This is a genomic window from Pseudomonas sp. GXZC (genome assembly GCF_026967615.1).
Taxonomy (GTDB): Bacteria; Pseudomonadota; Gammaproteobacteria; order Pseudomonadales; family Pseudomonadaceae; genus Aquipseudomonas; species Aquipseudomonas azotoformans_A.
Genome location: NZ_CP114115.1, coordinates 2892930 through 2918587 on the forward strand (window position 1 = coordinate 2892930; position 25658 = coordinate 2918587).

Annotated in this window: 25 protein-coding genes and 1 pseudogene; 12 read left to right on the plus strand and 14 right to left on the minus strand. The window is 61.0% G+C overall.

The genetic code is table 11. The features are described 5' to 3' along the window. Positions 1-195 precede the first annotated feature (195 nt). Positions 196-1455 (plus strand): ABC transporter substrate-binding protein, encoded by a 1260-nt coding sequence (locus tag OZ428_RS13815; protein ID WP_442964837.1) that lies wholly within the window; start codon positions 196-198, stop codon positions 1453-1455. A gap of 18 nt (positions 1456-1473) precedes the next feature. After that, positions 1474-2247 (plus strand): L-iditol 2-dehydrogenase, encoded by a 774-nt coding sequence (locus OZ428_RS13820; RefSeq protein ID WP_269133747.1) that lies wholly within the window; start codon positions 1474-1476, stop codon positions 2245-2247. 110 nt (positions 2248-2357) lie between these two features. On the opposite strand, the gene OZ428_RS13825 is transcribed toward OZ428_RS13820, so the two are convergent. Beyond that, positions 2358-3050 (minus strand): NUDIX hydrolase, encoded by a 693-nt coding sequence (locus tag OZ428_RS13825; protein ID WP_269133749.1) that lies wholly within the window; start codon positions 3048-3050, stop codon positions 2358-2360. A 147-nt stretch (positions 3051-3197) separates the two neighbouring features. Between OZ428_RS13825 and OZ428_RS13830 the strand changes: the two genes are divergently transcribed. The 3 genes from OZ428_RS13830 to nadE are packed head-to-tail and all read left to right on the plus strand — an operon-like array spanning position 3198 to position 5885. Further along, complete coding sequence (locus OZ428_RS13830; protein ID WP_033901989.1) at positions 3198-3845, plus strand: nicotinamidase; 648 nt, start codon at positions 3198-3200, stop codon at positions 3843-3845. Between the two features lie 11 nt (positions 3846-3856). After that, positions 3857-5074 (plus strand): nicotinate phosphoribosyltransferase, encoded by a 1218-nt coding sequence (gene pncB, locus OZ428_RS13835; protein WP_269133750.1) that lies wholly within the window; start codon positions 3857-3859, stop codon positions 5072-5074. A gap of 1 nt (position 5075) precedes the next feature. Then, the gene (gene nadE / locus OZ428_RS13840) at positions 5076-5885 is read left to right on the plus strand and encodes an ammonia-dependent NAD(+) synthetase (RefSeq protein WP_269133751.1); all 810 of its coding nucleotides are present in this window, start codon (positions 5076-5078) and stop codon (positions 5883-5885) included. 8 nt (positions 5886-5893) lie between these two features. Here the strand turns inward: nadE and OZ428_RS13845 are convergent, their stop codons facing one another. Continuing rightward, entirely contained in the window at positions 5894-6382 is a 489-nt protein-coding gene (locus OZ428_RS13845; RefSeq protein WP_269133752.1) for an Hcp family type VI secretion system effector, read from the minus strand. A gap of 185 nt (positions 6383-6567) precedes the next feature. On the opposite strand from OZ428_RS13845, the gene OZ428_RS13850 reads away from it, so the two are divergent. Both OZ428_RS13850 and OZ428_RS13855 read left to right on the plus strand, forming a co-directional pair. Beyond that, positions 6568-7482: an NAD synthetase gene (locus tag OZ428_RS13850; protein WP_269133753.1), complete on the plus strand. Its 915-nt coding sequence runs from the start codon at positions 6568-6570 to the stop codon at positions 7480-7482. After that, positions 7479-7967 (plus strand): hypothetical protein, encoded by a 489-nt coding sequence (locus tag OZ428_RS13855; protein ID WP_269133754.1) that lies wholly within the window; start codon positions 7479-7481, stop codon positions 7965-7967. Before OZ428_RS13850 ends, OZ428_RS13855 begins: the two co-directional genes overlap by 4 nt. Before the next feature lie 4 nt (positions 7968-7971). Here the strand turns inward: OZ428_RS13855 and OZ428_RS13860 are convergent, their stop codons facing one another. The 7 genes from OZ428_RS13860 to OZ428_RS13890 are packed head-to-tail and all read right to left on the minus strand — an operon-like array spanning position 7972 to position 14411. After that, positions 7972-9003, minus strand: coding sequence for an ABC transporter substrate-binding protein (locus tag OZ428_RS13860; protein ID WP_269133755.1), 1032 nt, complete (start codon positions 9001-9003; stop codon positions 7972-7974). A gap of 14 nt (positions 9004-9017) precedes the next feature. Next, positions 9018-10115 carry an NAD(P)/FAD-dependent oxidoreductase gene (locus tag OZ428_RS13865; protein ID WP_269133756.1) on the minus strand — a complete coding sequence of 366 codons (1098 nt, stop codon included), beginning with the start codon at positions 10113-10115 and terminating at the stop codon, positions 9018-9020. Further along, entirely contained in the window at positions 10112-11455 is a 1344-nt protein-coding gene (locus tag OZ428_RS13870; RefSeq protein WP_269133757.1) for an FAD/NAD(P)-dependent oxidoreductase, read from the minus strand. The genes OZ428_RS13865 and OZ428_RS13870 overlap by 4 nt, the downstream gene beginning before the upstream one ends. After that, positions 11452-11742, minus strand: coding sequence for a (2Fe-2S)-binding protein (locus OZ428_RS13875; RefSeq protein WP_269133758.1), 291 nt, complete (start codon positions 11740-11742; stop codon positions 11452-11454). The genes OZ428_RS13870 and OZ428_RS13875 overlap by 4 nt, the downstream gene beginning before the upstream one ends. Continuing rightward, a complete protein-coding gene (locus tag OZ428_RS13880) occupies positions 11742-12536 on the minus strand; it encodes an ABC transporter permease (RefSeq protein ID WP_269133759.1) in 795 nt (264 codons plus the stop codon). The genes OZ428_RS13875 and OZ428_RS13880 overlap by 1 nt, the downstream gene beginning before the upstream one ends. Positions 12537-12540: 4 nt before the next feature. Beyond that, the gene (locus OZ428_RS13885) at positions 12541-13386 is read right to left on the minus strand and encodes an ABC transporter permease (protein WP_016977228.1); all 846 of its coding nucleotides are present in this window, start codon (positions 13384-13386) and stop codon (positions 12541-12543) included. Beyond that, on the minus strand, positions 13383-14411 hold the full coding sequence (locus OZ428_RS13890; protein ID WP_269133760.1) for an ABC transporter ATP-binding protein: 1029 nt from the start codon (positions 14409-14411) through the stop codon (positions 13383-13385). Before OZ428_RS13890 ends, OZ428_RS13885 begins: the two co-directional genes overlap by 4 nt. Positions 14412-14653: 242 nt before the next feature. On the opposite strand from OZ428_RS13890, the gene OZ428_RS13895 reads away from it, so the two are divergent. Further along, positions 14654-15484 carry an IclR family transcriptional regulator gene (locus OZ428_RS13895; RefSeq protein ID WP_178953162.1) on the plus strand — a complete coding sequence of 277 codons (831 nt, stop codon included), beginning with the start codon at positions 14654-14656 and terminating at the stop codon, positions 15482-15484. 147 nt (positions 15485-15631) lie between these two features. Then, on the plus strand, positions 15632-16717 hold the full coding sequence (locus OZ428_RS13900; RefSeq protein ID WP_269133761.1) for a hypothetical protein: 1086 nt from the start codon (positions 15632-15634) through the stop codon (positions 16715-16717). Positions 16718-16749: 32 nt separating this feature from the next. On the opposite strand, the gene OZ428_RS13905 is transcribed toward OZ428_RS13900, so the two are convergent. From OZ428_RS13905 to OZ428_RS13915, 3 genes are all read right to left on the minus strand, one after another. After that, positions 16750-18138 (minus strand): class II fumarate hydratase, encoded by a 1389-nt coding sequence (locus OZ428_RS13905; RefSeq protein ID WP_269133762.1) that lies wholly within the window; start codon positions 18136-18138, stop codon positions 16750-16752. A 12-nt stretch (positions 18139-18150) separates the two neighbouring features. Continuing rightward, positions 18151-19455 (minus strand): cation:dicarboxylate symporter family transporter, encoded by a 1305-nt coding sequence (locus OZ428_RS13910; protein ID WP_033897419.1) that lies wholly within the window; start codon positions 19453-19455, stop codon positions 18151-18153. A 128-nt stretch (positions 19456-19583) separates the two neighbouring features. Beyond that, entirely contained in the window at positions 19584-20936 is a 1353-nt protein-coding gene (locus OZ428_RS13915; protein ID WP_269133763.1) for a class-II fumarase/aspartase family protein, read from the minus strand. 113 nt (positions 20937-21049) lie between these two features. Between OZ428_RS13915 and OZ428_RS13920 the strand changes: the two genes are divergently transcribed. Beyond that, positions 21050-21781: a GntR family transcriptional regulator gene (locus OZ428_RS13920; protein ID WP_269134177.1), complete on the plus strand. Its 732-nt coding sequence runs from the start codon at positions 21050-21052 to the stop codon at positions 21779-21781. On the opposite strand, the gene OZ428_RS34710 is transcribed toward OZ428_RS13920, so the two are convergent. Both OZ428_RS34710 and OZ428_RS34715 read right to left on the minus strand, forming a co-directional pair. Then, positions 21778-22836 carry a methyl-accepting chemotaxis protein gene (locus OZ428_RS34710; RefSeq protein WP_442964838.1) on the minus strand — a complete coding sequence of 353 codons (1059 nt, stop codon included), beginning with the start codon at positions 22834-22836 and terminating at the stop codon, positions 21778-21780. The two genes, OZ428_RS13920 and OZ428_RS34710, sit on opposite strands and share 4 nt — an antisense overlap. Positions 22837-22902: 66 nt before the next feature. Next, positions 22903-23418: pseudogene (locus tag OZ428_RS34715) on the minus strand (MCP four helix bundle domain-containing protein); the annotation flags it as partial. Between the two features lie 272 nt (positions 23419-23690). On the opposite strand from OZ428_RS34715, the gene OZ428_RS13930 reads away from it, so the two are divergent. Both OZ428_RS13930 and OZ428_RS13935 read left to right on the plus strand, forming a co-directional pair. Next, the gene (locus OZ428_RS13930) at positions 23691-24263 is read left to right on the plus strand and encodes a DUF2239 family protein (protein ID WP_269133765.1); all 573 of its coding nucleotides are present in this window, start codon (positions 23691-23693) and stop codon (positions 24261-24263) included. A gap of 25 nt (positions 24264-24288) precedes the next feature. Continuing rightward, positions 24289-25644, plus strand: a complete 1356-nt coding sequence (locus OZ428_RS13935; protein WP_269133766.1) for an MATE family efflux transporter — start codon at positions 24289-24291, stop codon at positions 25642-25644. Positions 25645-25658: the final 14 nt, after the last annotated feature.

A 25658-nucleotide genomic window follows, 5' to 3' on the forward strand; every position in this document is an offset into this window, starting at 1 on the left:
TGGTTTTGCCTGGTACTGATACTTTTTTAACTTTCATATCCAGGTTAAAAAAGTACCAGTCGCCCATCCTCCAGGCGTTTGTGGGGGCTTGGCCAAGCTGCTGTAATCGGCGCTCAACAACAAAAACAACAGGTAGAAACCGCTATGTCCAAGCTCCCGCAAGCGTTGTTCCTGCTTTCCGGCCTGGCGCTGGCCATGCCCAGCCACGCCGCCGACACCGTGACCATCGCCACGGTCAACAACAGCGACATGATCCGCATGCAGCGCCTGTCCAAGGTGTTCGAAGCGCAGCATCCGGACATCAAGCTCAACTGGGTGGTGCTGGAAGAAAACGTGCTGCGCCAGCGCCTCACCACCGACATCGCGACCCAGGGCGGGCAGTTTGACGTGCTGACCATCGGCACCTACGAAACCCCACTCTGGGGCGCCAAGCACTGGCTGGAACCCTTGACCCAGCTGCCGGCCGATTATGACGCCGACGATATCTTCCCCTCGGTACGCCAGGGCCTGTCGGTCAATAACACCCTGTACGCCTTGCCGTTCTACGGCGAAAGCACCGTCACCTACTACCGCACCGACCTGTTCAAACAGGCCGGGTTGAGCATGCCCGCGCATCCTACCTGGACCCAACTCGGCGAGTTCGCCGCCAAGCTCACCGCCAAGGACAAGGGCCAATATGGCCTGTGCCTGCGCGGCAAGGCCGGCTGGGGCGAGAACATCGCCTTGCTGAGCACCATGGCCAATGCCTTTGGCGCGCGCTGGTTCGACGAGCAGTGGAAACCCGAGCTGACCAGCCCCGAGTGGACGGCGGCCGCCAACTTCTACGTCAACACCCTCAAGCAATACGGCCCGCCGGGTGTGTCCAGCAATGGTTTCAACGAAACCCTGGCGCTGTTCAACAGCGGCAAGTGCGCGATCTGGGTGGATGCCAGCGTCGCCGGCTCCTTCACCACCGACAAGAGCCAGAGCAAGGTCGCGGACAGTGTCGGTTTCGCTGCCGCGCCTACCGAAGTCACCGATAAAGGTTCTTCGTGGCTGTATGCCTGGTCCCTGGCAATTCCGGCCACCTCCAAGCACAAGGACGCTGCCAAGGCCTTCATCAGTTGGGCGACTTCCAAGGAGTACATCCAGTTGGTCGCTGATAAAGAAGGCATCACCAACGTACCGCCGGGCACCCGCCAATCTACCTACAGCGAGGCGTACTTGAAGGCCGCACCGTTTGCCCAGGTAACCCTGGAAATGATGAAACACGCCGACCCCGCGCACCCTTCGACCAAGCCGGTGCCGTACGTGGGCATTCAGTACGTGACCATTCCCGAGTTCCAGGCCATCGGCACCTCGGTCGGCAAGCTGTTCTCTGCGGCGCTGACCGGTGGCATGTCGGTTGACCAGGCCTTGCTGGAAGCCCAGTCCACCACCGAGCGCGAAATGAAACGCGCCGGCTACCCGAAATAACTTCAACAGGACTTTTTCATGAAACGACTTGAAGGCAAGAGCGCACTGATCACCGGTTCGGCGCGTGGCATCGGCCGCGCCTTTGCCCAGGCCTACATCGCCGAGGGCGCCACCGTGGCCATCGCCGACATCAACCTGCAACGGGCCCAGGCCACGGCTGTTGAGCTGGGTCCACAGGCCTATGCCGTCGCCATGGATATCACCGACCAGGCGTCCATCGACAGCGCGATTGCCACTGTGGTCGCCCAGGTCGGCAAGTTGGATATCCTTATCAATAACGCCGCATTGTTCGACTTGGCGCCTATCGTCGACATCACCCGCGACAGCTACGAACGGCTGTTCTCGATCAACGTCGCCGGCACGCTATTCACCTTGCAGGCCGCCGCGCGGCAGATGATCAGCCAGGGCCATGGCGGCAAGATCATCAACATGGCCAGCCAGGCCGGACGCCGTGGCGAGCCGTTGGTGGCGATCTACTGCGCGACCAAGGCGGCGGTGATCAGCCTGACGCAATCGGCGGGGTTGAACCTGATCAAGCAGGGGATCAACGTCAACGCCATCGCACCCGGTGTGGTGGATGGCGAGCATTGGGATGGCGTGGATGCGTTGTTCGCCAGGCATGAGGGATTGGCGCCTGGCGAGAAGAAAAAGCGGGTAGGGGACGAGGTGCCGTTTGGGCGGATGGGCACGGCGGAGGATTTGACCGGGATGGCGGTTTTCCTGGCCTCGAAGGACGCAGACTATGTGGTGGCCCAAACCTACAACGTCGACGGCGGCAATTGGATGAACTAGAGCCGCTGGCCTTGAATAGAACCCTCGTGTAGTGAGCGGGCTTGTTGTGGCAAGCCCGCTCGCCACAACAAGCCCGCTCACCACACCTGCGCCTCAAACCATTGAAGTCGTTAATCGGCAAAACTGCGGTCGAAGAAGTAGATTTCTCCAGGTTTGAGAACCGTCACCGTCGCCTGGGGCCTGCCGCCTTCACCATTTTTCTTGCGCCCGGTCTCGCGCAGAAACCCCGCCTCAGTCAGCTTCAGCAAGCGCTGGCGAATACTGGTCTTCAACACCGGCCGCCCCAGCACCAGGGAAAAGATCATGGTCGCCTCCGGCGCGCTGAATTCATCGCCCAGGAACATCAGCGGCAAGCTGCTGTACAGCGACTTGGAGAACAAGCGTTCCTGCACGGCGGCCACGATGCTGTTGTGATCGAACGGCAGCTTGATGCTGCCATCCGCGACCCCCGACAGTGAAAACCAGGCCTGATGCTCACCCAGCGCTACCTCATCCGCCACGATCGCCAGGTAGTAAGTGGACGACGACCAACAGCGCGGATCACGAAACGCATCCCCTACCGTGCCCACTTGCTCGCTCCACGCCAGCGCCAGGCCCACCTTGTCACTCGCGCGCAAGCGCTCCACCGCATCCTTGAGGCTCAGATCTTGCACGCCGCCATTCACCACCACGCCCGGCAGCGCCCAATGCCCGGTGAAGGGCTCGGCGTCGCGTTTGTTCAGCAGCAATTTCAGCTCCCCTGAGGCGCGGCAATAAAACACTACGCACAGGTCGACGGTGTGGAGGTAGGGGCTCAGGGGCATGTGGACGTCCTTCTAGACAGCGATGACGCACAGTCTAACGAATCGAGCAGATATGTCATGTACTTGCTCCAGGATAGATAAACAAATGTTTCTTGCAATGAAAGTACATGACATGTACTTTTGTTTTCAGGCCACAGGAGAACCATCATGACCCTCTCGATATCCGCCATCGCTTCATTCGATGTCGACGCCCAGAAGAGCTTCACGCCGCTGTGCCCCAGTGAGTTGCCTGTGGCCGGTGGCGACCAGATCGGTGCCGAGCTCAACTACATGGCGAGCCTGGCCGGCCATCGCGTCGGCAGCAAGGACGCCCACACCCCGCACGCGCCCTGGGTGGTGTCGCAGCACAGCGAGATGCTGCAACCCACCGGCCTGGCCCACGCCGATGTGACCTGGGTGAGCCATTGCGTGCCGGGCACCGAGGGCTTCACCTTGCTGGACGAATTGCCCACGCCTTATGACTACGACTACTTCATCTGGAAAGGCGTGGAACCCGACCTGCACCCCTATGGCGCCTGCTACCACGACCTGCACGACAAACTGTCTACCGGCGTGATCGAGTACTTGAAGGCCCAGGGCGTGAGCCGCGTAATCGTCGGCGGCCTGGCGCTGGACTACTGCGTCAAGACCACCGCGTTGCAATTGCTCAAGGCTGGCCTGGAAGTGGTTTTGCACTTGCCGGCGTGCCGGGCCATTACGCAGGAGGGCGGCGTACAGGCGGTCAATGAGTTGCTCAAGGCCGGTGCTGTCATCAGCAGCACCCGCGAAGAACTGGCCGCGATGGCCGCGCGTTAAGGAGACACACCATGGAAAGTGCCTACGACTACAAAACGCCCGTTATCCAGGGTTTGCTCGACACCGATTACTACACCTTCACCATGATGCAGGCCGTGTTGCACCAGTATCCCAATGTCGATGTGGAGTACAACTTCATTGTGCGGTCCAAGGAAAAGCTCGGTCATCTGATTCCTGAAATCCGTGCTGAGTTGGATCAACTCGCCAGCCTGCGTATGCGCGAAGGTGAGCTGCGCTTTCTGTTCAACCCCCGCTTTCGCGAATACCTCACCCCGGACTACGAGCGCTTCCTCGGCCTGTTCCGCTTCAACCTGCGCTATATCCACGTCAGCGAAGTCGACGGCCAACTGAACATCCGCGTGGTCGGCCCGATGCTGCACTGCATCATGTTCGAACAACCGGTCCTGGCCCTGGTCAGCGAGCTGCGCAACCGCGACAAATACCCCGACGTGACCCTGGAAGATGTCACCCGCAAGCTTTACCAGAAATTCGACTGGCTACAGAAAAACCTCAGCCGCGAAGAACTCGCCGACCTGCGTGTGTCTGACTTTTCCACCCGGCGCCGCCTGTCGTTCAAGGCCCAGCGTGAAGTGGTCGACATCATGCGTCGCGACTTCCCTGGCCAGTTCGTCGGCACCAGCAATGCGCACCTGGCCTACGAATTCGACCTGCCGCTGATCGGCACCATGGCCCACCAATGGCTGATGGTGCACCAGCAACTGGGCCGCCTGCGCGAAAGCCAGAACGCCGCCCTGGAAAACTGGGTGCGCGAATACCGTGGCCGTCTCGGCATCGCCCTGACTGACTGCATCAGCACCGACTTTTTCCTCAAGGACTTCGACCTTTACTTCGCCAAGCTGTATGACGGCCTGCGCCAGGACTCCGGCGACCCCATCGCTTGGGCCGACAAAGTCCTGGCCCGCTACCAGCAACTGGGCATCGACCCGATGACCAAGGACCTGATGTTCTCTGACGGCCTGAACTTCGAAAAATGCCTGCCGATCCTGCGTCACGTGCGTGGCAAGGCCAAATTTGGTTTCGGCATGGGTACCAGCCTGGCCTGCGATGTGGAGGGCGTCGAACCGCTGAGCATCGTGATGAAACTGGTGCGGGTGCACGGCGAGCCGGTGGTGAAATTCTCGGATGATCCGATCAAGAACGTCTGCGAAGACGCCTCGTTTTTGCAGTACGCAGCACACGTGTTCAATGTCGGCAGCCTGGAGGTGTGACATGCAAGCACGTATCGCACAGGAACTGAACATCAATCGGCAACTGGTCAAAGGCGGCGAAGCCAAAGAGATCCAGCGGCGCATCGACTTCATCAAGACCACCTTGCGCGGCTCCGGCGGCAAGGCGTTGGTACTGGGCATCAGCGGGGGTGTTGACTCCCTCACCGCCGGCCGTCTGTGCCAGTTGGCTGTGGAGCAACTGCGCGGCGAAGGCAACGCTGCGCGCTTCATCGCCATGCGCCTGCCTTATAAAACCCAGGCTGACGAACGCGACGCCCAGGCTTCCCTGGACTTCATCACCCCGGACCAGATCGACACCCTCAACATCGCCGCCAGCGTCGACGGCCTCATGGCCAGCCTGACCGCCACTGAAGCCAGCGCCGCCCATGTCGATTTCATCAAGGGCAACGTCAAGGCACGCACGCGGATGATCGCCCAGTACGCCGTGGCCAACCTGCACAACGGCCTGGTGGTCGGCACCGACCACGGCGCTGAAGCGCTGATGGGCTTTTTCACCAAGTTCGGCGACGGCGCCTGTGACTTGGCTCCATTGTCGGGCCTGACCAAAACCCAAGTGCGCCTGCTCGCCACGGCCCTCGGCGCCCCGGACAACCTGGTGCACAAACAACCGACTGCCGACCTGGAAGAGCTTGTGCCGGGCAAGCTGGATGAACAGGCCTACGGCTGCACTTACGCAGAGGTCGACGCGTACCTGATGGGCGAACCAGTGAGCGAGCGGGTGAGAGCGATTGTCGAGGGCGCGTATAGCAAGACAGCGCACAAGCGTGCGCTGCCGATCATTCCGGATTGAACAGACAATCAGATTTTGATGTTCTCGCGGATATTCCAGCCGAACCGAATCGGCCCGCCATCCTTGCCGCCATCAGCTTTCTGGGGCTGGTAGCTGATTTCTACCCTGGCGAAGTTAAGGCTGATTTCCTCGGTCAGCACGTCACTGGTTGTCGCCGCGCGGCTGTCGTAGGAGGCGACCATCACTTCCTTCAAGATGATCACCAGGTACTCCACGCTGCTATCGCCCCCAGCCTTGCGCACCACGATTCGAGCCTCGGGGTAATGCTTGCCGGTTGCGCACGCCATCATGAGGTTGGGCGAGGATTTATCCAGCGACTTTTCAATCGCGATGTTGGCCATATCAACCTTGCCGGCACCACCGCCCGTGCCACTGTGCATCGAGCCCGATTGAGTCATCCTCCAGCCCCAGCGGGCAATATCGATTTCATCGCGATGGGTCTGGTCCCTGGACTCGCCCTTGATGTCTCCCAGTTTCAAAAACATATCGGTTGCCATGTTCGTTCCTTGTCTTCTCATCCGCCGAGAGTGGCGCGGGGCGTACTTTTCCCATTTCGACGATTGACCTCAAGACGCCAAGGTGAGAACGGGAAGTGCCTGGCTGCAAAAAGGAATATTTCCGACATTCTTGCCGGATATTGATTCTTTACGCTCTGCGCTCTTGTGCGTTCAGGAGTAAAGGAATGGCTGGCAGTGTCTTGAAGGACGGTTTCCCCAATGCCCACCTCACAACGCGTGAGCGAGTGGAAAACAGTATTGATGTGCGCCGGTTGTTTGCGGCTATCGACGCCGATCCTGCGATTGCGGGGGCAGGGGTGGTGTATCTCGATTCACAGCTGTGGCCAGTGACGTTACGTGAGTTTCAGCCGATTTGCAGCGTGTTGCCCAAGCGGGTGGTTTTGCGGGAGATGCCTGGCTCGTTGGCGAGGCTGGATTTTGTGCGTAGGTTGGAGAGTGAGCCGCGCGAGTCGCAGCTTGTATTTGAAGCGATCGGAATGGGAGCGGCCTGTGGGACTGCATTATTGAGTTGGTTGGTGATCGCTGGCGGGTCCGCGCTTTCGCCGTTCACCGCAGGGCTGAGTGGTGCAATGGCTGTGATTGGCAGAGCTGCATTTGTTGCCAGTTTTGGGCAGTGTGCAAACGGTTTATACCGTGTCTACAAAGAAGCCAGGGAGCCTGATCATATTGATTGGCTCGATAGCGAACCTTGGTATCAACAAACGACGGCCATTCTGGATGCTGTGTCGTTGATAGGAGCAAGTACTTCGTTCCTGGCCACGGTCAAGCTAGCAAGCGCAACCAAAGCCTCGACCGGCAGGTCGTGGCGTGATGTCCTCAGAAGGATGAGTCGCCAGGAACGTGCGAAATTGACGAAGGAATTGCTCAGCGTCAACCACCCGCATTTGAGCGCCAAGCTTATTAAGTTGAAACAACTATCGGGTGACTTTCCTAAGCGATATACCCAGGCCCAGCTTCGACATGCAACGCTCGTTCAGCTCAAGGATACCGTTGCGGTCGGAGGTGCGGTGGCAGGCAGTGCAATGTCTGGAAATCTGAGAACAATCGCAGTAGGTCTGTACGAGGAATTTGACGAATGATTCTTCTGATGACCCTTGAGCAGCTTCGGCATTTCCTGCTGCGCTATTTTCCGGTATTCGCTGCGGCAAACGTGTTTCAAATATTCGCGCTGGCGATTGGTGTTCCGATGATGTTTGACAGTTACTTCGATGCGTTACCTGCTGACTTAAATCTCAAATACTCTTTCTTTTCTACTCTCGGTTCGGCCTGTCTCCTTGCTCACTGCAACTTTATGATCGTGCGCGGCTACCCGAACTGGCTATGGATCCCGGTCGTTCTGATGGTGTTTAGCCTGTTGGGTGTTTTACCAACCATTGAACACCACCCTCACAAGGTGTTCTATGTCCTGGGCCTATTGTTCCCGCTGCTGGCTCTGCTGCTGATCAATAGTAAACGCTATCGAGAGGCCCGCGCTGAATGGGTAAAACTCCGTCAAAAGCGCCAGCGCATCGCGAAGATAATCCGTACCCAGCGTCAACGCGTTCGGCGCCGGGAAGGATTATGAAGTTCTACCGCTCGATCGACCGACTCCACCGCGCATTCCACTCCGGCCGCGCCTGGTTGACCTGGTCCCAATCAATCGAAATTGCCGTCTGTAAGTAACCCTGCATCGCTTCCACCCGTGCGCGGGTCTTGTCGGTGGTTGGCGTGGTCGGGTTGGACGGGATCTGGTCACCTTCTTCCAACGCCGGGGCCTGGGCTTCGGCGGTCAGCAAAAACGCGGCGAGTTTCTGCGCCAGTTCCGACTGGTCGTTGCGCGCGATCACGCATTCGGCCACGTTCAGCACCACCGCGCCTTCCTTGGGTTGCGCATATTCCATGGGCACGCCGAGCAGTTTCTGGGTGGCGACCTGGGTGGGCGTCAGCGGGAAGAGCGCGGCTTCGTCGGTCTGCACCATTTCAGAGATCTTCGCGGAGCTGGCGATGTATTCCAGCACGTTGGGGCCGACGGTTTTTGGCCAGGCCTTGAAGCCGGGGTCGACGTTGGTTTCGTCGCCGCCCTGGAGGCGGTTGAACATCAGAAAGCCATGCAGGCCGAAAGTGGAGGAGGCCAGGGACTGGAACACCACTTTGTCCTTGAAGCGCGGGTCGGCCAGGTCCATCCAGGAGGTGGGCGCGGCCCAGCCTTTTTCCTTGAACATCTTGGCGTTGTAGCCCAGGCCGGTGACGCCGAGGGTCACGGCCACGGCGTGTTCCTTGATCTTTGCCTTGGCGGGGATCTGCTCCAGGGTCGGGCTGGGCGCCAGCTTGTCGCACAATCCCATGGAAATCGCGCGGTACATGATGCCGTCGTCGAGGAACATCACGTGCATCTGCGGATTGTCTTTGTTGGCCTGGACCTTGGCGAGGATGTCCGACGAGGTGCCGGGCACGATCACCACCTTGACGTTATTGGCCTTTTCAAACGCGGGCAGCACCTTGTCGGCGTACACCCGTTCCATGGTGCCGCCGTTCATGCCCAGGTACAGCGTGGGCGCGGCGTGTGCTGTTGAGGCGAGCAGGGCGAGGGACAAGCAGGACAGCGCAATACGTGGGTTCATGGATGTTTTTCCTCTCAGGCTTGGAAACGACGGATGGAAAACGCTTCGATGGGTTGGCGGCTGGCACCGGTGCAGACGATCTCTGCCAGGGCTTCACCGACCGCGGGACCGAGCTGGAACCCGGCGCCGGCAAAGCCGAAACCGTGGAGCAAGCCAGGTTGGGTGCTGCTGGGGCCGATTACCGGTTCGTGATCGGGTAGATAACCTTCGGTGCCACTCCAGGTGCGGATGGCCTGGGCACCTTTGAGGAAGGGGTACAGCTCGCCGGCATTGCGCAGGATCTCCAGCACCGCAGCTTGCCCAGGTCGCGCTTGCTGCGGACCGAGGGCAAAGCCGCGACCGCCGCCGAGGATGCAATTGCCCCGGGCGACCTGTCGCGCATAGATCCCACCGCCTTCAACGCCGGTGCTCACGTCCATCACCACCGGCAAGGGCTCAGTGACCAGCATCGCCGGGTGTGCCGAGGTCATAGGTACGGCTTCGCCAAACTGTTCGGCGACCGTACCGGCCCAAGCACCCGCGCAGTTGAGTAGCCACGGCGCGTGCACGTGCAGGCCGTTGGCGCAGTGCACCTGAAAGTGCTGGCCGTCATGCTCGACACGTGTGACGGGCGACTGTTCATAAACCTGCGCGCCGCGTTGTTTTGCCGCGCGGGCAAAGGCGGGCGACACCAGGCGTGGATTGGCGTGGCCGTCTTCCGGACACAACGAGGCACCGACGGCGATATCGCCGACCCAGGGAAATCGTGCGCGCAGCTCGGCGTAATCCAGCAGCTGCAAACCCAGGCCAAATCCGCGTGTCTGCTCGGCATACGCCTGCAACGCGGCGAAATCGGCATGACTGCGCGCCAGCTTCAAATGACCGGAACGCAAGTACTCGCCGTCGATACCGATCAATCCCGGCAAGTCTGCCCACAGCTGGTGGGCACGCTGCGACAGCGGTAATTGGTGCAATGGCCGGCCTTGGCGCCGCACGCCGCCGTAGTTGACGCCACTGGAATGGGAGCCGCAGAAGTCTCGCTCCACCAGCGCCACGCGCTGGCCTTTCTGCGCCAGCATCAGCGCCGCCGAGGCGCCGACAATCCCGCCGCCCAGTACGATGACGTCGATCACGGCTGCACCTCCACGCCAAACGGCAGCGGCTTGATCGGTGCCTGACCCCGCAAGCGGCCGACGTTTTCGATGGCCCGGCCACTGCGCTCCGCGACAATTTCCGCTGCCGCCAACCCGCACATACGGCCTTGGCAGCGGCCCATGCCGACACGACAGTGGGCCTTGACGCGATTGATTTCCCAGTGGCCTTCATCCACCACCGCGCGTATGTCGCCGACGCTGACTTCTTCGCAGCGACAGAGGATCAATTCATCGGGGGCTTCGGCCGCCCACTTCTCTGGGAACGGGAACGCAGTTTCCAAACCATGACGAAAGCGTTGGATGGCCTCCAATTGTTGCTCCAGCACAGCAGGGCGGCGCTGATCGATGGCAACACCCGAGTCCTCCAGCACCGCCAGCGCTGCACGTTCACCGGCCATTTGTGCGGCGTCCGCGCCCATGATCCCAGCCCCATCGCCCGCCAGGTACACGCCGTTGACGCTGCTGCGTCCGGCGCTATCCCGTTGTGGCAGCCACGCGCGGTTCAAGGCATTCCAGGCGAACTCACAGCCAAGCAAGTCCGCCAGTTGCGTCTCGCTGCGCAGGGCATGGGCGAAGGCCACGGCGTCGCATTCCAAGCTCTGATCAGCCCATTGAATGCCGCTGACCCGTTGCGCGCCGTCGATCTGTTCAAGCGTGGCGCCCTGATGCACGGGAATCCCATGGGCCGTCAACCAGGCGCGGTAGTACAAGCCTTTGGCCAAGGTCGCCGGTTGCCCGAGCAACGCTGGCAATGCACGGAGTTGGGCACTGAACGGCGCGCTGTCGAGCACTGCCACCACCTTGGCGCCGGCCTTGGCGTACTGGTAAGCCACCAGATACAGCAATGGCCCGCTGCCACAAAACGCCACACGCTCGCCGATGGCGCAGCCCTGGTACTTCAGCGCGATTTGCGCCGCGCCCAGGCTGTACACGCCCGGCAAAGTCCAACCCGGTACGGGCAGGATGCGGTCGGTGGCGCCCGTGGCAACGATGAGTTGCGCGTACTCGAGGCTTTCGGCGCGGCCGTTGTTGAGCATATCCACGCGCCCGTCCTCAGCATTCCACACCAGGGTTTCCGGGCGGTAGTCGATCAGCGGTGCTAGCTCATCCATTGTGCGGTGCACGGCCTCGGCCTTGCGCGCTTCAAAACCGTAGAGCTGCTTGGCGGTGCGCTGGAAGCCCAGTGGCTGGCGTCGATAAATCTGCCCGCCACCGCGCAGGCTTTCATCCACCAGGCAAGGGTTGATGCCATGGTCGAGCAACGTGCGCGCCGCGCTGATCCCGGCCGGGCCTGCGCCCACAATCACCACAGGCTTCATGACTGGCGCCCCGGATCGCGGCGGATGGCCTGGCCTTCTTCCAATAGCGTCGAACAGGCGCGTACGCGACGCCCATCTTCAAGCCGTACCCAACAATCCTGGCACGCGCCCATCAGGCAGAAACCGGCCCGTGGTTCGGCGCTGAAATCACTGCCGCGCAGGTGTTCGGCGCAGGTCAGCACGGCGGTCAGCAAGGTGTCACCGAGCAAGCCACTGGCCGGTTGCCCGTCAAGCGTGAAGGCGAGGGCAGGGCGTTGGGTTTCGGCCAGGCGTTTGAACAGGGCCATCAGTGTTTCCCCACCAGCACACGGTCCAGGCCATAGACCCGGTCCAGCAAAATCATGGTGACGGCCGTGAGTGCAATCACCAGCGCCGACACCGCCGCCATCATCGGGTCGATGGACTCGGTGGCGTACACATACATGCGCACCGGCAGGGTCTGGGTCGCTGGCGAGCTGACAAAGATCGACAACGTCACCTCATCGAAACTGTTGATGAACGCCAGCAACCAGCCGCCCGCCACACCGGGCAAGATCATCGGCAGGGTGATCTGGCGGAACAGCGTGAAGCGGCTGGCGCCCAGGGACTCCGCGGCCTGCTCGGCGCTGCGATCAATGCCGATGGCGGCGGCCAACACCAGGCGCAGCACATAGGGCGTGATGATCACCACGTGCGCCAGCATCAGCCAGGTGAAGCTGCCGTTGACGCCCATCAGTGCGAACAGGCGCAGCATCGCTACGCCAAGCACCAGGTGCGGAATGATGATCGGTGACAAGAACAGCGCACTGAAGAAATTGCGCCCCGCAAACTGATAGCGACTGATCGCCAAGGCGGCCGGCACTGCAATCAAGGTCGCCAGGCTCGCGGCGGTAAACGCCAAAATCAAGCTGTTGTAGAACGCCTGGATAAAATCCGCGCGCTCGAACACCGCACGGAACCAGCGCAGGGAGAAGCCCGAGGTGGGCAGGCTCAAGGTGTTTTCCGGGGTGAAGGCCACCAGGCACACCACCACCAGCGGCGCCATCATGAACAGCACCACCAGCGTATGAAAGCCGAGGGCCAAAGGACCGTTTCTGGACATGCGTTTAAACCCCCAGGGACTTTTTGTAGCGGCCTTCGACCATGCGGTTCCAGCTCAGCATGATCAGCAGATTGACCAACAGCAGCACCACCGCGATGGTTGCGCCCATGGGCCAGTTGAGTTCCGAGAGGTACTGGTCGTACACCACGGTGGCGACCATTTTCAGGCGGCGTCCACCGAGCAGGCCGGGGATCGCAAAGGAACTGGCGGCCAGGCCGAACACGATCAGCGTGCCGGACAGTACGCCGGGCATCACCTGGGGCAATACGATCTTGCGCATCACCGTGGTCTGGCTGGCGCCGAGGGACAACGCCGCTTGTTCAGCCGATGGGTCGAGCTTCTGCAGGGAAGTCCACACCGGGATGATCATGAACGGCAGCATCACGTGCACCAGGGCGATGATCACCGCGAACGGCGTGTACAACAGCTTTACCGGGCGCCCGCCGAGGAATTGAATGACTTGGTTCACCAGCCCATCCGCGCCGAGCAGCAGGCTCCAGCCAAAAGCACGCACCACCACCGAGATCAGCAGCGGCGTGAGGATCAGGATCAGGAAGATCGAGCGCCACGGGGTGCCCATGCGGCTAAGGATGTAAGCCTCGGGCACCCCGATCACCACGCAGAGCAGGGTGACCAAGGCGCTGATCCAGAAGGTGCGCCAGAAGATTTCGTAGAAGTACGCATCGCTGAACAGCGACAAATAATGCGCCAGGGTCCACTCATCGCCCTTTACGCCCACTTGGTAATCGAACACGTTGAACGACAGCACCAGCGTCAGGCCCAACGGCAGAATCAGCAGCCCGACAAACAGCACCAGGGCGGGCAACGACAACAGATAGCCCCGGCTCATGCGCGCACCTCATCCGCCGCCAATACGCGCAGCAGGCTGGCTTGCCAGTCCAGGCCCACCGCGGCTCCGCAACCGAGCGGCGCGCTGCCGTCATTGCTGCGCACCACGGTGATTTCGCCCAGGCGGGTGTGGATGCGATACAGCCATTGGCTGCCGAAAAAGTAGCTGTCGAGCACCTTGCCTTGCAGTCGGCCGGTGCCGGCGTCCACCAGTTGGATCTTTTCCGGGCGCAGGCTCAGGGTCAGTTCGCCGTCACCGCTTTCGTGGCGGACCTGTGGAGTGCCCAACTGATCGTAGTCGCCCGGCAACAGGTTGGCCTTGCCGACGAAGTCCGAGATGAAGCGCGTGCGCGGGTGTTCGTAGAGCTTGTACGGCGCGTCGATCTGGGTCACGCGCCCGGCCTGCATCACCACCACGCGGTCGCTGATGGACAGCGCCTCAGCCTGGTCGTGGGTGACCATCAAGGTGGTGATGCCCACGGCGCACTGGATGCGGCGGATTTCGAACTGCATTTCTTCGCGCAGGTTGGCGTCGAGGTTGGACAGCGGTTCATCCAGCAGCAACACCGGCGGCTCGATCACCAGAGCGCGGGCCAGGGCCACACGTTGGCGCTGGCCGCCGGACAATTCACGTGGGTATCGATCGGCGTGCGGCGCCAGGCGCACCAGTTCCAATACGGTCTTGACCTTGCTGGCGATCTGCGCCGCCGGCACTTTGCGCATCTTCAGGCCGAAGGCAACGTTGTCGCGCACGGTCATGTGCGGGAACAACGCGTAGCTCTGGAACACCACGCCCAGGCCACGGCTGGCGGGTTTGGCGTGGGTGATGTCGCGGCCGTCGAGCACGATTTGCCCGCCGCTCACATCAACGAAGCCGGCGATCATTTGCAGGGTGGTGGTCTTGCCGCAGCCCGAGGGGCCGAGCAGGGAAACGAACTCGCCTTTTTCCACCGCCAGGTCGGTGGCGACCACTGCATCGACGGCGCCGTAGCGTTTGCTCAAGGCGTTGAGTTGGAGAAATGCCATGTCTGCGTTCCACCTTTTTTGAGTCGCGTCGAAACGCGCTTTTTTGTTTTGGGCAGATGCGAATGAAGTGTTGCCGGTGCGTTGGCGCTCGATCTTGAGTCGGCTGCCGTTAGTTGTTCATGTCGCCCCTGTGGACGCAGATTAGGGCGAAGACTAGGATGGGCGGAAGATGAAATTTCACTGAACGGACTACTATTTTCGTATTTATTCACTCACCGGAATTTACTGAGATATTGATTGCTATGGATTCCACTGATCGAAATGACAGCGCTAAAGAAGTCGGCTCCGGTGGGGTGTCCCGACTGTTCGCGCTACTGCGCACCCTGGGTGACGTGCCGGAGGGGGGCGAACGCGTCACTCAGCTTGCGCAACAGGTGGGCCTGTCCCAACCCACCACCCACCGCTTACTGCGCAGCCTGATGGACGAAGGCATGGTCGAGCAGGACGCGCGCAGCAAGCGCTATCGCCTGAGCCTGGAGTTCTTCGCTCTCGCGGCGAATGCGGGCAAGACCGGCAATCTGCGTGACCTGGTGCGACCGAGCATGCTGCGCCTGAGTGCGTCATTGGGTGATTCACTGTTCCTGCTCGCGCGCTCAGGCTTCGACGCAATCTGCCTGGACCGCAGCGAAGGCCCGTACCCTATCCGCACCTTCACCGGGGACATCGGCGGACGCGTGGCGTTGGGTGTAGGGCAGGGCAGCCTGGCCATCCTGGCGTTCTTGCCAGAGGAAGAGCGCGAGACGGTGATCCGCTACAACCTGCCACGGCTCAAGGACTTCCACCTGTATGACGAAGTGCTGCTGCGCTCGGAAGTGGAGAATGTGCGCAATCTGGGCTACGCGGCGCGTAATACCGGGGTGCTGGAAGGCATGGCGGGGTTGGCGGTGCCGATCCTCAATCGCGACGGGCATGCGGTGGCGGCGTTGAGCGTGGCGACCATCAGTGATCGGCTGGGGCCGAGCCGGTTGCCGATGGTGGTGGAGTTGCTCAAGCGCGAAGCGGCGGCGATTGGTCCAAGGATCAATCCGTTTGATCCGACGTTGCGCCGGCCCTCGCAGACCTTTGGTGGGTAGTTCAGAGGGCGGCCAACTGCGGGTGAATGGCCGTCGTTAATACGCGCAGGAACCGTTTTTCTGCTCATCGCCACAGATGGAACGTTGATCCGCCGCACAGCCGATTCGGGTGGGCAGTTATCGATTCCAGTCTCTGAGGCCTTTGCCATGTCCTATGTAAACCTTCGTCAGGAAACTCCTTTTAGAAGTGATTTCAGTCCTCGTTTCGAGCAGCCCCAAGCGTCCTCCGGGAGCGCTGGCTGGCGCGTACCCAACTCGGAGGTTGCGCGGGATTTCGCGAAAAATTTCGATTACTTCCAGAGTGCTGACAGTGGGTTTGTGACACAGCAAACCCTCCAGCAGGTCGCCAATCGCCCACTGACCGGTAATCCATTCAATGATCGGATGACGTTTTTGGCAAGGGAGATTCTCCAACGTCCTGAATTGAACACGATGCTGGATTCAATCGGCCACGCAGGTTCTACAGATGGGTTGATCAGCATGGGCGATGTGGAGCGCACCATTGATCAAATTGAGCAGCAAGAAGCACCTCCCATGCGCGAGTTTCCAGGCCGGTACAGCGGCGGCATGCAGCGCCAGCGCCTGGAAAGCCATTACTCACCTCAGGCCGATTGGCAACAGCCATCCCTGTCTGCGTCGGGCCAGCGTCCTTACGCGAACGACAGCAAGGAGCAGCTTCTCAACAAGATACAGGCCCGTTTCAGTTCATTTGAAGACCCGAGTTCCCCTGGGTTGATCACCGACAAATCCCTGAATGCGGTGGCCAGTGGATGCAAACTGGATGGCCAGCCGGCCACCCAAGCCGAAAAAGACCTGGCCAATGAGCTGCTTGAGCGGGGTGATGTGTTCAAGGAACTCGACCAGAGCAGCATGGGCGTGTTCGACGGTGCGTTCTCCAGGGAAAACCTGGCCTATTCCTCGGACAAGTACAAAAACATGAGTGACCACGACTTGATTCAAGGCGTGAAAGATAACTTCAGGCAATTTACCGCTGGTGCGGACGATCAATACATCAACGTCAATGAGTTGAAGGAAGCGGCTGGTCAGACGCCATCAAATCGTACGTTCAGTCCTGAAGCACGACACTTTGCCGCTGAGCTTCTCAACCGTCCTGGCCTTCTGCGGGAACTGGATATCGGTACCAACAACCAAGGCGGGCCAGGCTACGAGGACAAGCGCTTCGACATGGATAACATCAACTTTATCCTCGACAACGGGCGCGTATCGGCCTGATCAGGGCGTCAACGTGCTGGCTGAGCCTGTGATCAGTCGGGGCTGATCATGCTTTCCGGCCGCACCCGTTGGTCATAGTCTGCGGCGGTGATCAGTCCCAGCTGCACCGCCGCCTCCTTGGGTGACAAGCCTTCATCCGCCGCTTTGCGGGTGATTTGCGCCACGCGGTCATAACCCAGCAGCGGGTTCAGCACCGTCGCCATCAACAATGAATGCTCCACATTGCGCGCCAGCTGTGGACGGTTCACCTCCAGGCCGCTCAGCAGCTTGTGGGTGAACAGGCTGACGCAGTCGGTGAGGACCTCGATCGAGTGCAGCAGGTTGTGGATCAGCACCGGCTTGGCCACGTTCAATTCGAAGGTACTGGAAGCGCCCGCCAGGGTAATGGTGGTGTGATTGCCCATCACCTGCATCGCCGCCTGCACCAGTACTTCGGCGATGGTCGGGTTGCGTTTTCCGGGCATGATCGAGGAGGTCAGACCATCGTCTGGCACGATCAATTCACCCAGGCCGCAACGCGGACCCGAACCGAGCAGGCGGATGTCATTGGCGATCTTGGTCAAGGAAACAGCCAGTACATTCAGCGCCCCGGAGGCTTCGACCAGGGCATCGTGGGTGCCCATGCCTTCGAATTTGCAGGGGTTGGTTTCGAAGGGTTCGCCGGTGAGTCGGCTGATTTCTTCGCAAAACGCCAGGTCAAAACCGACAGGTGTGTTCAACCCGGTGCCCACCGCCGTGCCGCCCTGGGGCAGCAGGCGCAGGCGCGGCAGGCAGGCTTCGATTCGCGCGATGCCATGCTGGATCTGCTGGGCAAACGCACCAAAGGCCTGACCCTGGCTCATCGGCACCGCATCCATCAGGTGGGTGCGGCCGATTTTCAGCACGTCCTGCCAGGCGTCTGCCTTGGCGTTGAGTCCATCACGCAGATGGCCCAAAGCAGGCAGCAGGCGACCGCGCAGTTCCAGCACGGTGGTCAGGTGCATCACCGTGGGGAAACTGTCGTTGGACGACTGGGAGCGGTTCACATGGTCATTGGGATGCACCGGCGACTTGCTGCCCAGTTCACCACCAAGCGCGAGGTTGGCGTGGTTGGCGATGACTTCGTTGGCGTTCATGTTGGTCTGGGTGCCCGAACCGGTCTGCCAGATCGACAGCGGGAAGTGCAGGTCAAGCTCGCCGTTGGCCAAGGCCTGCGCCGCCAGTTCGATCGCGTGTGCCAGGCTCGGCGCCAGCGTGCCGAGCCGTGCGTTGGCGCGGGCACACGCGCGTTTTTGTTGGCCAAAGGCGCGGATCAGGCTGGAGGGGAACGGCTGTTTGCTGCCGAACACCTCCAGTGCCCGTTGGGTCTGTGCGCCCCAGTAACGGTCGGCCGGGATCGACACCGGGCCGAACGCGTCATGTTCGATTCGCAGAGCAGTCATCTCCAGGCTCCGTTAAAGCGCCGCGCCGGCAGCACGGCCGAGCACGCGTTGATATTCATCCTGGGCGGTTTGCTGGGAGAACTCGCCAGACCACTTGGACACCACCACCGTCGCCACGCTGTTGCCGATGGTGTTGCAGGTGGCAATCGCCATGGACATGAAGCGGTACACACCGAACAGCAACGCCAAACCTTCCGCCGGCAGTACGCCGATAGCCGTGACGGTCGCGGCAAACACCACGAAGCTGCCACCCGACACCGCCGCCGCGCCCTTGGAGGTCACCAACATGATCGCGATGATGCCCAGCTGTTGCTCCCAGCTCAGCGGCACGCCGTAGGCGTTAGCGATAAACAGCACGCACAGCGACATGTAGATCGATGTACCGTCGAGGTTGAACGCGTAGCCGGTGGGCAACACCAGGCCGACGCTCTGCTTGGAACAGCCGAATTTTTCGAGCTTTTGCAGCAGGCGCGGCAGGGCGCTTTCCGACGACGCGGTGCCGAGCACGATGAAGATTTCATCCTTGATGTAGGTGAGGAAGCGCCACAGGCTGAAGCCGCTCAACCGGCACACCGCGCCCAGCACCACAAAGATAAAGAACGCAATGCCGACGTAGAACATCAACACCAGGTTGGCCAGGGACATCAGCACTGCGGTGCCATTGCTGCCTACTGCATACGCCACCGAGCCGAAGGCACCCAGGGGCGCAAACTTCATGATCAGGTTGATGAACTCGAAGAAGCATTCGGAGATGCGGTTCAGGCCGTCTTCGATCACTTCACGGCGCTCGGGCTTCAAGGCCAGCAGGGCGAAACCGAACAACACCGAGATCACCAGCACCTGCAACAGCTGGCCACCGGCGAAGGCACCGACGAAATTGTCCGGGAAGATGCCGTAGATGAAGTCCATGGTCGACGCGGGCGCATGGCCTTTGGCAACCGCAGCACTGGCGGCGGCAGCGGCGGCACTGCTCGGGTGCGCGTCGTGCATGCCGGAGCCGATCTGCAACAGGTTGCCCCACAGCAGACCGATGGCCAGGGCGATGGTGGACACCACCTCAAAGTAGATCAACGCACGCAGGCCGACCTTGCCGACGCGCTTGATATCACCGGCCGAAGCGATGCCGTGGACCACGGTGAAAAACACCAGCGGCGCGACGGCGGTCTTGATCAGCTTGAGGAAGATATCGCCGAGGATCTTGAAACTGGCGGCCAGTTCCGGAGCGAGAAAGCCGAAGGCGATCCCGAGGAACATGGCGGCGACGACCTGGAAAGTCAGGTCCTTGTAGAGCGGTTTTTTTGCGGGGGTGGATGACATGTCTGTGATCTCATTGTTGTTATTGGCTGTGTTTGAACGATGTGTCAGGAGCCTGGCTTTTGTGGTGAGCGAGCTTGCCTCGCGCGGGGCAAGCCCGCTCACTACAAAAACCCGATGTGCCCGAAAGATCAGCGTTTGACTGAGCCCTGGCGCGCCAGCGCGATATCGACCATCTGTGGCGCCAGCCCCAGGTAGTTGGCCGGGTCGGTCAGGCGTTGCAGTTCGGCCAGGTCCAGTTGCGCGGTGACTTCGCCCTGGGCGAGGAGAGCGTCGAGCAGGCTGGTGCCCTGGTCATTGGCCATGCGGCATGCGGCGTAGACCACATCGTGGGCGACCTGGCGGCCGAGGGCCGGGGCGAGGCCCATCATCACGGCTTCGGCGACGATCAGGCCCTGGGTCATGTCGAGGTTCTTGCGCATGCGTTCGGGGCGCACTTCCAGGCCGGCGAGCATGAAGGTCGCCTGGCCGAGGGACGCGGCGCTGAGGGCGAAGGCTTCGGGGATGGCGATCCACTCCGCCTGCCACGGGCCGGTGGAGCGTTCGAAGTCCTGGATCATCGCATCGAGCATCAGCCCGGCGTGTTGGCGCACGCCCTTGGCGGCGGCGTACATCAGCTCGCAGGAAATCGGGTTGCGCTTCTGCGGCATGGTGCTGCTGGCGCCACGGCCTTTTACGAAAGGTTCGTACACTTCGCCCAGTTCGCTGGTCATCATCATGATGTCGAGGGCGATCTTGCCCAGGGAACCGGTGACCAGGCCGAGGAAGTTCAGGGTTTCGGCCAGGCCATCGCGGGCCACGTGCCAGGTGGCTTGCGGCACGCCCAGGCCCAGTTCGGCCATCAGGGCTTCCTGTACTTCCAGGCCCTTGTCGCCGAGGGAGGCGAGGGTGCCGGCGGCCCCGGCGAACTGGCCGATTTCGACGCGTGGACGCAGTTCCACCAGGCGCTCGGCGTGGCGATCGAACATGCTCAACCACACCGCGCACTTGTAGCCGAAGGTGATCGGCAGCGCGTGTTGCAAGTGGGTGCGGCCCGCCATCGGTGTGTCGCGATAGCGCTCGGCCAGGCCGGCGAGCAAGCCGCGTACGGCCTGGATATCACGCTCGACGATGGCCAGCGCAGCGCGCACTTGCAGGACCACGGCGGTGTCCATGATGTCTTGGGTGGTGGCGCCCCAGTGCACATAGCGGCCGGCTTCACCGCAGATCTTCGACAGTTGCTCCACCAAAGGCAGGATCGGGTAACCGACGATCTCGGTCTCGTGTTGCATCAGCGCCAGGTCCAGGGCCTCGTATTTCGATAGCGTGGCGATCTGCTCGGCGGCCTCGCTCGGGATCACGCCACAACGGGCTTCGGCGCGGGCCAGGGCGACTTCCACTTCGATGTAGCGTTCGATCAGGGCTTTATCGGAAAACACACCGCGCATTTCGGCGGTGCCGAACATGTCGCGGAACAGGGCGGAATCAAAAACGGTGCTCGACATGGGAAAATCCTAATTGTTATTTTTAAACCATACATATTTAATATGTCCGTACAATATGATTACGCCTGTGCTGATACACTGTCAACTCGACAACGAGGGTAAAAATGGAAAGCGTGAGCCAGAGGCGTTATGCGGCGGTTGCCAAGGACTTGATCGATCAGATTGGCAGCGGCCATTACCCGGTGGGGTCGTTGTTGCCGACTGAATTCGAACTCTGCTCGCTGTACGCGGTGAGCCGGCACACCGTGCGCGCGGCCATCGACCAGTTGCAGGGGCAGGGCATGGTCTCGCGGCGCAAGCGTGTGGGCACGCGGGTCGAAGCCGCCTCACCTCAGGGCGGGTATTCCCAGGCGATGGCGTCGGTGGCCGACCTGGTGCAGGTGGCCGAAACCCATATCCGCGATATCCAGGATGTTCGCGAGTTCGTCGCTGATATCGCGCTGGCGCGGCGCCTGGGGCTGGAACCGGGCGGGCATTACTTCTGTGTGTCGAGCATCAAGGTCGATGCCAGCGCCGGCAACGCGCCGCTGTGCTGGACCGACGTGTACGCCGAGCAGACCTATGCCGAGGTCATTCCCGAAGCGCGCAAGCACCCGGATGAACTGATCGCCGCGTTGATCGGCAAGGCGTTCTCGCGGCATATCGATGTGGTGGACCAACAGGTGCGGCCGGTGCAGCTATCAGCTGAGGTGGCCGCCAGCCTCAAGGCGCAGGGTGGCGCGTTGGGGCTCAATATCATCCGCCAGTATCGCGATGAGGCTGGCGGGGTGATCGCGGTATCGGAAACGGTCTACCCCGCAGACCGTTTTACCCTGACCATGCAGATGAAGCGCGACAAACGCTAGGCCACGTTGAAAAACGCCACCTTGGTACTCAAGCGATCCGCCAGCTCCGCCAGTTCGTGATTGGAATGCTCCACCTGCTCGGAGCCCGCCGCCGACTGCACGGTGGAGCTGTGGATGCGAGTGACATTCTGCGCAACTTCTTCCGCCGCAGCGCTTTGCTGCACCGAAGCACTGGCGATCTGCGCGTTCATCGCATTGATCGCGCTGACTTCCTGGCTGATCTTGCCCAGGGCCACCTGTGAATCGCGGGTCTGCGCCACGGTGACCTGGGCCAGGCTGCGGCTGCGTTGCATGATATCGGCGGCGTCCTGGGTGCCGTTTTGCAGCTTGCCGATCATGTCGCGGATCTCCTGGGTCGATTCCTGGGTGCGCGTCGCCAGCGAGCGCACTTCATCGGCCACCACCGCAAAACCACGGCCATGTTCACCGGCCCGCGCGGCTTCGATGGCCGCGTTGAGTGCCAGCAGGTTGGTTTGGGCGGCGATGGCGTTGATCACTTCGATCACGGTTTCGATGCTTTCACTGTCGCTGGACACTTGGTTGACCCGGCTGGTGGCCTGGTCGAGGATGGTGGCGAGCTCCTCGATAGCCACGGTCACTTCGCCGACCAGGCGGTGGCCACTGTCGACTTCTGCGTCCGCCAAAATGGTCGCCTTGGACGCAGCGGATGCGTAGCCCGAGACCTCGCTGACCGAGGCCGCCATTTGCGTAATCGCAGCCGCTACGTGCTGGGCTTCGCTGGTTTGCAGGGTGATTTGCTGACGGTTGTCGCTGGCTACGGACAACAGGGTGACCGAGGAGTGGCGCAGGGCTTGGGCTGCCGAGCGTACTTCGGTGATGGTGTCGCCCAGGCGCGCCAGGGCGTTTTTCAAAATACCCATCACGCTGTCGGGGTAGCGGGTTTCGATAGGCTGGTTCAAGTCGCCATTGGCCAGGCGACGGATCGCCTCGGCGACTTCCTCCGGCTCGGCGCCAAGAGTGGCCTTGACCTTGCGGATGATCAACAGGGACACCAGCACGCTCAAGAGGATCGCGACGGCGCTGGCCAGCAGCATCAGCACGGCAAAGTTACTGGCGGCGGCTTGCACCGTGTCCAGGCGTTGCTTGATCTGGGCTTCTTCGAAGTCGATCAGGGCATTCACGCGTTTGAGCCATTCGGTGTAGTGGGCCGACGACTGGGCCAGCAGCAAGTCCTGGGCGCCGGCGATGTCATTGCCGCGACGCAGGCTGATCACCCGTTCGGTGGAGGCCAGGGCCTGGGTCTCGATGGCCTTGATATCAGCCAAAAGACGGGACTCTTCGGCGCTGGCGGCGGTGTTGGCGAACAGGCGATCCATCATCACCGCAGAGTCCTGGTAATCGCGCTTGAGCTGGTCGATCTCGGCCAGGTGGCGGTTGAGCGACGGTTCATCCTTGACCAATACTGCATCGCGGATGGCGATAGCGCGGTTGTGCACGCTGCCACGGAAATTGATCGCATAACGCTGCACCACAGCAGCTTTTTCGGCCACTTCCTTGAGGGTGCTGTCGATAAAACCCACGCGCTGGATACCGACGGCGGTGATCAGCACCAGCAACGACAGGGTGGACGCAAAGCCCAGTCCGATACGCATCGCCAACGAGACAGGTTTTTTCATGGAAAGCTCGATATTCAGGGAATTGAGAGGTGATGGCTAATAGCTATCTTCGCGGGGGAATCTATCGACCCGCCTGTCACGCGTCCAATCAGAAATTGCTGACCCTGCCATCGAGCGAATTGATGGAATAAAACCTGGATTGACACGTCATCCGATGTATTTTTGCCGCTCAGCGGCAGGCAGTTGGAATTTTCACCACAATATCGCCTTGCATGTCGTAAAACTTTGGCTAATATGATCCGGGTAAAATGATTAATATCCGGGTAATAGCTATGCCTACGCAAAACCTTCTTACGTGTACGGCCTTTGTTGGCCACCAGCGTGTGGCGGCGGGTTCCTACGCTGATGTCGCCGATGCGCTCGCCAGTCTTGATCATCCTGCGGGCAGCTTTCTGGTATTCGATGACGCCACCGGGCTCCAAGTCGACTTCCCCTGGCCCGCAGGCTATGCGCCTGAACAACCGGTCCAGGCCGAAGTCACGGACGAGCCTCCCGCCACGCCCTCGGTCGGGCGCCCTAAACTGGGAGTGGTCGCTCGGGAGGTCACGTTATTACCGCGCCATTGGGAATGGCTGGGCCAGCAACGCGGCGGCGCATCGGCGGCGTTGCGCCGGCTGGTGGATGAGGCTCGCGCGGCCCATGCTTCCCGTGATCAGATACGCCAGGCAAAGGAAGCCGGGTATCGCTTCATGAGCGCTATCGGCGGTGACCTGCCCGGTTTCGAAGCGGCTTCACGGGCGTTGTTTGCCTTTGACGCGGTGGACTTCTCCCGCAAGATCGCGCACTGGCCGCTGGACGTGCAAACGTACCTGGCCTGGTTGTCGCGCAACGCGTTCCCTGTCTGATCACCCTTCCTGGATCCCTACCTTCATGGACGTCACTCAACAACGGCCGTTGTGGCAGATCTACCTGATCTTTCTGGCACCGATGGTGCTGTCCAACTTCCTGCAAAGTTTTTCCGGCACCCTCAACGGCATCTATGTCGGGCAAATGCTCGGCACCCAAGCGTTGGCGGCGGTGTCGGGCATGTTCCCCATCGTGTTTTTCTTCATTGCCTTGGTGATCGGCCTGGGGGCGGGTGCCTCAGTGTTGATCGGCCAAGCCTGGGGGGCGCAGGAAACGGGGATGGTCAAGGTGATTACCGGAGCAACCTTGACGCTGGGCGTGCTGGTGGGTGTGATCGCAGCGGTGCTGGGCAGTCTGTTTGCACGTCCGGCGTTGCAGGCATTAGGCACGCCGGTTGATGTGCTGGACGATGCCGTCGGCTATGCGCAGAAGATGATGTTGATCATGCCGTTGTTGCTGGTGTTCATCCTCTACACCCAGTTGTTGCGTGGCGTCAGCGACACGATCTCGCCGTTGCTGGCGTTGATGGTGTCGACCCTGGTCGGCCTGTTGCTGACCCCTGCACTGATTGGCGGCTGGATCGGCCTGCCGCCCATGGGCATCCAGAGCGCGGTGTATGCCGGGCTGGTAGGTAATGCCTTGGCCATGCTGTTTTTGATCTTGCGCCTGCGCCACAAGCACCATGTGATGGCGCCGGATCGTGAGTTGCTTGCCGCCTTGCGCCTGGACCGCGTGATTCTCGGCAAGGTCTTGCGCATCGGCTTGCCGACCGGCCTACAGATGGTGGTGCTGTCGCTGTCGGAATTGGTCATCCTTGCCCTGGTCAACGGCCACGGCTCCCAGGCCACGGCGGCGTATGGCGCGGTGACACAAATCGTTAACTACGTGCAGTTCCCGGCCCTGTCGATTGCCATCACCGCCTCGATCCTGGGTGCACAGGCGATTGGTGCCGGGCGGTTGGAGCGTATCGGGCCGATTCTGCGCACGGGGTTATTGATCAACCTGTGTCTCACCGGTGGCCTGATTGTATTGGGTTATGTGTTGTCCCACTGGTTGCTCGGGCTGTTCATTACCGACGATGCGGCACGGGTCAACGCTGAACACCTGCTGCACATCATGTTATGGAGCATCTTGGTGTTTGGCTTCCAGGCGGTGGTGGGCGGGATCATGCGGGCCAGCGGTGTGGTGCTGATGCCGGTGGTGATCTCGATTTTCTGTGTGCTCTGCGTCGAACTGCCGATGGCTTACCTGTTCAACGCGCATTTCGGCCTAGAGGGCGTGTGGATGGCGTTCCCGGTAACCTATCTGGCAATGCTGGCTTTGCAGACTGCGTATTACCGGTTGGTGTGGCGGCACAAGCAGATCAAGCGGTTGGTGTGATAAAAGGTCGCGCA